This is a genomic window from Promineifilum sp. (SeqCode), from assembly GCF_041918635.1.
GTDB lineage: Bacteria > Chloroflexota > Anaerolineae > Promineifilales > Promineifilaceae > Promineifilum.
The window spans coordinates 1-6,699 of the sequence record NZ_JAYRVJ010000261.1 but is presented as its reverse complement, the minus strand read 5'-3'; the positions used below and the strand labels follow the sequence as shown (position 1 = coordinate 6,699).

At 64.5% G+C, this 6,699-nt stretch carries 7 protein-coding genes; 2 read left to right on the top strand and 5 right to left on the bottom strand.

The features are described 5' to 3' along the window. Nucleotides 1-466, top strand: a 466-nt coding sequence (locus ACE3UY_RS08770; protein ID WP_374687165.1) for an alpha/beta hydrolase, incomplete at its 5' end; no start/stop codon positions are given. An 85-nt stretch (nucleotides 467-551) separates the two neighbouring features. Here ACE3UY_RS08770 and ACE3UY_RS08765 read toward each other — a convergent pair. The 5 genes from ACE3UY_RS08765 to ACE3UY_RS08745 all read right to left on the bottom strand — a co-directional run bounded on the left by ACE3UY_RS08765 (nucleotide 552) and on the right by ACE3UY_RS08745 (nucleotide 4,692). Beyond that, entirely contained in the window at nucleotides 552-1,121 is a 570-nt protein-coding gene (locus tag ACE3UY_RS08765; RefSeq protein WP_374687164.1) for a hypothetical protein, read from the bottom strand. Between the two features lie 96 nt (nucleotides 1,122-1,217). Beyond that, entirely contained in the window at nucleotides 1,218-2,051 is an 834-nt protein-coding gene (locus ACE3UY_RS08760; RefSeq protein WP_374687163.1) for an ABC transporter permease subunit, read from the bottom strand. Nucleotides 2,052-2,054: 3 nt separating this feature from the next. Then, on the bottom strand, nucleotides 2,055-2,978 hold the full coding sequence (locus ACE3UY_RS08755; protein ID WP_374687162.1) for an ABC transporter ATP-binding protein: 924 nt from the start codon (nucleotides 2,976-2,978) through the stop codon (nucleotides 2,055-2,057). An 84-nt stretch (nucleotides 2,979-3,062) separates the two neighbouring features. Continuing rightward, nucleotides 3,063-4,046 (bottom strand): hypothetical protein, encoded by a 984-nt coding sequence (locus ACE3UY_RS08750; RefSeq protein WP_374687161.1) that lies wholly within the window; start codon nucleotides 4,044-4,046, stop codon nucleotides 3,063-3,065. Next, nucleotides 4,039-4,692 carry a sigma-70 family RNA polymerase sigma factor gene (locus ACE3UY_RS08745; protein ID WP_374687160.1) on the bottom strand — a complete coding sequence of 218 codons (654 nt, stop codon included), beginning with the start codon at nucleotides 4,690-4,692 and terminating at the stop codon, nucleotides 4,039-4,041. The genes ACE3UY_RS08750 and ACE3UY_RS08745 overlap by 8 nt, the downstream gene beginning before the upstream one ends. A 399-nt stretch (nucleotides 4,693-5,091) precedes the next feature. Here ACE3UY_RS08745 and ACE3UY_RS08740 point away from each other — a divergent pair. Continuing rightward, a partial coding sequence (locus ACE3UY_RS08740) for a transaldolase family protein (RefSeq protein WP_374687159.1) occupies nucleotides 5,092-6,699 on the top strand: 1,608 nt, incomplete at its 3' end.

Genomic DNA, 6,699 nt, shown 5'->3' with positions numbered 1-6,699 from the left:
GTCACTGGGCGGCCTGTCCGCCTTCGACATCGCCAGGAACCATCCGGGTTGCTTTGAGGCCGTCGGCGTCATGTCCGGCAGCCTGTGGTGGCATGCCGCGGAGGACGAGACGCGCATCGACCCCGGCCGGCGCATCGCCCATACACTCGTGCGCCGCGCGCACAGGCCGCCGCCGTTGCGCTTCTGGTTCCAGGCCGGCACGCGCGACGAGGTGTGTGACCGCGACGGCAACGGCGTGATCGACGCGATTCAGGATACGCTGGAGCTGATGGACGAACTGCGCGCCATTGGCCTCCACCCCGACGATCTGGCCTATGTCGAGGTGGCGGGCGGGCGACATGACTACGAGACGTGGGCCCGTGTCCTGCCTGACTTTCTGATGTGGGCCTTCACTCCTGGGCGGGACTGGCGAACAGAAAGACGGGCCCTCTCCCTAACCCTCTCCCGAAGGGCGAGGGAACCATAGAGCTTTATTCCTGGGCAGGACCGGCGAACAGAAAGACGGGCCCTCTCCCTAACCCTCTCCCGAAGGGCGAGGGAACCATAGAGCTTTACTCCTGGGAAGGACCGGCGAACAGAAAGACCGTCGTCCGGTGCTCGCCTGCCTCGGTAATGACCCACACACGGTGTTCGCGCACCGTGTAGGCCGAGGCGATGGCGTCCAGGCCGGTCAGGGTGTTGACCTTGTTGGCCGGGCCGGGGGCCGGCGGATGCACCGCGTCCACAAGCATCTCGTCGGTCACGTCAAGCTCGTAGAACTCGCCGTACTCGCCATAGTCGCCCGTGGCGTGCCGCTCCAGCAGGCCGCGGATCTCCTCGTTGGTCAGGCGCTGCGTGACGCCCGTAGTCACGAGCACCTGGCCGAAGTCGATGAGCCGGCCGGTGGCGGCGAAGGGCATGGCTTCATTGGGCACGCCCGTCGTCTCCGACAGGCGAAAGAACCCTACGTCGCCGTGATAGCCCAGGTCAGCGTAAGGGATGAACTGGCCGTCGAACTCCACGCCGATCTCGTCCTCAACAATGCGCGGCCGGGGCAGTTCCATCCGTTCGCGCTTGCGATGGTAGTACTGTTGCCGCACTTCGTCGGCGACCAGACGGATGATATGCGGCTTCTCAGCCATGTGACGTTCTCCACAGGCGGCCGGGTTGCTACTGCACCGCCATGCTCCCCATTGTAAGCGAGAACGGGCGCGAGTGGTGTATTTTCTACGTCACTTTCACAGATCGCGCCGGGAAAAGCTCCACAAGGCGAAGAGGATGAGGCCGGTCAAATAGAGGAGGGCATAGACAACCATCAGGCTGCTAGGCTCAGTGATGGCCGCGAACGGCCCCAACTCGAACGGGTTGCTATTACCGCTCGGCTGGAAGTAAGCCACGGCCTTCTTCCAGAGGGCGTCGGCGGGCATGATGAGGCTGCTGACGATGCCGACGTTGACGGCGGCCTGATTGCGGATCAGTGCGCCCACCTGCTCCAACAGGCCGCCCAGAAAGGCCAGACCGAACAGCATGAAGGTCAGCACACCGTTGGCGATCGTCGAGAGGCGCGTGCCGCCGGCGATGCTCACCGTCAGGACGAGCAACGCCGCCAGGGCCATCAGCAGCACGCCTTGGCCGATGTTGTCCATGTAAAAGCCGGAGCGCAGGTAGACAATGAGCATCAGCCCACTGACGAGCAAGGCCAGATAGGCCAGCACCAGCGCGGCGAAGCCCAGCCACTTGCCGACCACAACCTGCCAGCGCGGGATGGGCTTGGTGACGATCGCGTCGATGGTGTGTGACTCGATCTCGCCAGAGAGCGTCGTCACCGACACCAGCACGGCCACGACGTTGACCAGCAGGTTGACCGCATACAAGCCGGCCGTCAGAAGAAAGACGGAGACAAAACTGGTCTGATCCTCCATGGTCGGTTGGCGCTCGAGGTCGAGCTGAATGTAGTGGAAGGCGATGCCGAAGACAAGCAGAAAGGCGACGCCCATGAACAGCGCCACCCAGAGCAGTCGCCGCCGTTGGGCCTCGCGGATGGTCAGCCGGGCAATGATGAAAATCGGCATGGTCTACTCGTCCGACTCCTCGCCGACAACCTGCAGGAAGCGGTCCTCCAACGACAGGTGGGTTGGCGTTAACTCATAGAGGCTGTGGCCGTTTTGAACGACCCAGTGGGCCAGCGCGGGCAGTTGGGCTTCGTCGCCCAGCGTCAGGCGAATGCGGCCATCGCCCGGTTCCAGCGCCACCTGGCGGCCGAATTGCGCCAGCCCCGCCAGCAGCTCCGGCGTCGGCTGGCCGACGCGCACCACCACCTGCATCGCCTCTTGCTCGAACTCCTTGAGCGATGACGTCTGGAGAACACGACCGCCGCGGATGAAGGCGACGCGGTCGCACGTCTTCTCGACTTCACTCAGAAAATGGGAGTTCAGGAACACCGCCATGCCGCGCTGGCGCAGGTCGTTGATGATGTCGCGGACAAGGCGACGGCCGATCGGGTCGAGGCCAGAAGTCGGCTCATCTAGGAAGACGAGGGCCGGGTCGTTCAGCAGTGCCTGGGCGAGGCCGACGCGTTGGAGCATACCCTTAGAGAACGCGCCGAGCTTTGTCGACGCGCGTTCCTCCAGGCCGACCAGCTTAAGCAGGCGCGGAACGGCCGCGCCCCGCGCCGCCCGATCCATGCCGTATAGCTCGCCGTGGAGGCTCAGGAACTCATCGGCGCGCAGCCATTCGTGGAAGCGGAAATGCTCCGGCAGGTAGCCGATCTTGGCCCGCGCCGCCCGGTCGCCCAGCGGCCGGCCGAGCAGTGTGGCGCTGCCCTCCGTCGGCGCCGTCAGGCCAAGCAGCATCTTAATCGAGGTGGTCTTGCCCGCGCCGTTTGGCCCCAGGAAGCCGAAGACCTCACCCCCGCGGACGTTCATGGTTAGGTCGGCGACAGCCACCTTGGGGCCGAACTCTTTCCTCAGGCCGTGCGTGTCAATAACAAGATCAGACATATATACAGGAATAATCCGCAGATTGCCGCTGAAGACAGCGGTAATCTGCGGATCGATACTCGGCGACGCTTCGAGAATCGTAACTTACCGCACTGTATTCGCCTGCGCCAACAATTCGTCGACGCTCAGCCGGCCGGCCCGCATCATGTAGACCATCCCGTCCTGCTGCCAGACAACAGCCGCCTCGGCCTCAGGATCAAACGGCTCCAGGACCACACCGGTAACGCCGTTCACGTTCGCCTCGCGGTAGGTTCCCAGGTCTTGCGGGACGGGCAGCAGCAGCGTGCTCGTCCAGTCGATGCTCTGCGCGATCCGGCGCGCCTCGGCCGGCTCCGTGCCCAACACTTGCAGGAGCGCCTCGCCCAACACGGTGGGATCGACGTCGGCGGGATAGTTTACGTCCGGGATGGGCGACTGGATCAGCACGACGCCGGTGTCATAGAGTTGCCCAATGCTATCGTACACAGTCACGTCCACCCGCGCCCCGTCGAGGCTATCGGGCAGGAGCAGCGGGTCGGCCCCGGCTGCCTCGACGATGGCCCGCGCCCCGGCCAGGTTGACGATGAGGTGGCCCGCGCCGCCGTCCATCACGTAAGTCCGGATCAGTTCGGCGCGGTTCAGTGTCTTCGGGGCAAAGCCGGCCGTGGTTGCCGCCGCTTCGGGAGAGTCCACTACTTGCGGCTCACCAAGCTCCTGGGTGACGACGAACTCACCCGGCTCCAGCCCCTCTTCGCCCAGCCGCTCCAGCAGCGCCAGTTGTTGTGGCGAGACGGAGATGGGCGCGAACTTCTGCACGCGGAACAGACCCAAAAAGTCGTTGGCCGCGGCGCGCACCGATGGGAAGGCTACCAACGCGGCGACGATCAGAACCAGGGTAAGACCCACTGTTACCAAACGACGAGTAGACATAATAAAGAGACTCCTTTGTATCTGGCCGCCCGGTGGCGGCGCGATTTGTTGCTTTAGCCGGGCCAGCGCCACAGCGGGTGGCCGCGGCGCTTCGGCCTCATGGGGCGCGAGCGAGGACAACTGGTCCAGCGCCTCTTGTACTTCCCGCGGCTCAGCCATCTCTCAGCTCCTTGGGGGCGCCGGCGCCCGCGCCGGCCACCTCATCATACACCTTGCGAAAAGAGGCCGCCGCCCGCGCCAGCAGCGTCCCCACCGACCCAGGCGCGACGCCACAGATGGCGGCGCACTCCGCATAGCTGAAATCCATCTGGCGCAGCACCAGGAGTTGCGCCTGTTGCTGCGGCAGACGGGCCAGCGCCACGCGCACAGCCGCCCGCTCCTCGCGCCGCACGAGCGCCTCCTGAGCCAGATCGGCGTTCGTCGGCTCAGGCAGCAGATGAACGTCGCGCTGCCATCGCCGCTTGCGCCCGCGTAGCGCGTTATAACCCAGGTTCATCGCCACCCGGTAGAGCCAGGCGGAGACGTTTTCCTCGCCGCCGCGCCGCCGCCCTCGCGCATGAGCGTGCAGCTTGATGAACGTCTCCTGTGTCAAGTCCTCCGCCTCGGCCCGCTCTCCCACCAACCGGAAGAGCAGTCCATAGACCCGGTCATAATGCCGGTAGAATAGCGCGTCAAACGAAGCGGCATCCCCACGGCCCAGCCGGTTAAGCAGGGTACTGTCGCTCAGAGCGGCATCGCTCAGAGCGTCGTCGAGGGCGCTCATGTCGCGCTCCGCTTGCGCTTCTTCATCCGATCTACTAAACACCGCCGCGCCTCGATTTGTGACAGGGTGACGTGACATTGGGTGATGGGAAGATATGACTTTCTATACATGACAGCCACCCCCAGAGTCGTGTAGGCTCTAGAGTAAGGTTTAGAAAAACGATACATGGCATATACCCAGATAGCGCGCGCCTGGCGCACAATCTAGAGGCCGACTGTAGCTGATACAACCTGTCAAGGAGTGTCGCAGCGCTGTCATAACCTACCAAGTCGGGCCATCGTTAGGCTTGGAGATGCCGTGGGAGTGCGCTATCCTTGGCTATGCCGCTTGAGCGCCGCTGAAGGCCCACCCTGGCGACAGTCCTGTGTTCAGTTCAACACCCGAGGGCACGTCAAGTCGAGCATCCACTCAATCAGCACCCACCACTTTAGAGGAGCACCCATGGCCACCTTGCGCGATCTCCATCAACTCGGCCAGTCCACCTGGCTCAACTACCTGCGCAACAGCTTCATCCGGTCGGGCGAACTGGCCGAACGCATGAAGATCGGTGTGCAGGGCGTCACGGCTAACGCCCAGGCCTACGAACGGGCCGTCACCGGCAGCAGCGACTACGACGAGGGCATCCGCCGGGCGACGGCCGCCGGCAAACCGCCTCGCCGCATCTACGAAGCGCTCATGGTGGACGACATCCAGCGCGCCGCCGACGCGCTGCACCCTGTCTTCGAGGAAAGCAACCGGCTCGACGGCTTCGTCAGCTTCGAACTGGAGCCAGCCCTGCTCCACGAGGTGCGGGCCACGATGGCCGAGGTGCGCCACCTGTCGCACCAGATCGACCGCTACAACGTCATGGTCGAGATACCGGCCACACCGGTGGGCATCGAGGCCATCCGCGGGCTGGTGGCCGACGGCGTCTCAATCAATGCCACCCACCTCTTCTCAGTCGCCGACTATGAGCGCGTGGCCGCGGCCTACCTGGCCGGGCTGGAGGAGTACATCAGCAGCCATAGCGTCTGGCGCACAACGCCGACGGCCGTAGCCTCTTTCTCGGTTAGTCCCATCGATGAAGCCGCCGACGCCTGGTTGGACAGAGCGGGCCGGCCCGACTTGAAAGGCAAGACGGCCATCGCCCTGGCTAAAGTGCTCTACAGCCGCTATCACCGCTTGTTCAGCGGCCCGACCTGGGACAAATTGGCGGCGCGGCGCGGCCGGCCCTTGCGCCCCAAGTGGACGCGCACCACACCACGTGACTTTGCTTACCCCGAGACGTATTATGTCAATGCGCTCGCCGGCGCGGACACGGTAATGACTTTCTCGCCGTCCACGCTCAATGCCTTTCTGCACAATGGGGGAGTGGTGACGGCCACCCTCGAAGAAGGGCTGGACGCGGCCGAAGCGCATCTGGCCGTGGTGCGGGCGTTGGGACTTGACCTCGACGCCCTCGCAGCGCGGCTCCAGGCGGAGCACTTGGAAGCCTCGGAACACCGTTTCCAAACGTTGGTGGGGGCGATCATCCAGCGGCGGAGCGACCTCGACGCCCACTGGCAGCCCATCGCCACTCAACTGGGCGATCTGCAATCGCTGGTCAACGATGGGCTGGACGCGCTCTGCCACCGGCGCGTCGTCTGCCGCATCTGGGCGCACGACCACACGGTGTGGCGGCCCCAGCCGACAGAGATTACCAACCGCCTCGGTTGGCTGCACATCATGGACGCGCTGGCCGACAAGGTTGACCGGCTGGATAGCTTCACCACCAGTCTGGTAGCTGAGGGGTATTCCCACGCCCTGTTGCTGGGCATGGGCGGCTCCAGTCTGGCCCCCGAACTGTTCCAGAAAACGCTGGGCAAGCCCTCTCGCCCGGCCAACGCCCCCTTCCCCTACCTGGAACTGGCCGTGCTCGACACGACCGACGCCGACGCCGTCCGCGCCGCCGAGGCGAGCCTCGATCTAAGCAAGACGCTCGTCATCGTCGCCACCAAGTCGGGCGGAACCGTGGAAACGCTGTCCGGCTTCAAGTACTTCTACAACCGCCTTCTCGAACAGGTAGGGCCG

Coding starts and splice junctions, on each gene's coding strand:
- ACE3UY_RS08755 (WP_374687162.1), bottom strand. CDS start 2,978: ATGTCTGATCTTGTTATTGACACGCACGGCCTGAGGAAAGAGTTCGGC.
- ACE3UY_RS08765 (WP_374687164.1), bottom strand. CDS start 1,121: ATGGCTGAGAAGCCGCATATCATCCGTCTGGTCGCCGACGAAGTGCGG.
- ACE3UY_RS08750 (WP_374687161.1), bottom strand. CDS start 4,046: ATGGCTGAGCCGCGGGAAGTACAAGAGGCGCTGGACCAGTTGTCCTCG.
- ACE3UY_RS08760 (WP_374687163.1), bottom strand. CDS start 2,051: ATGCCGATTTTCATCATTGCCCGGCTGACCATCCGCGAGGCCCAACGG.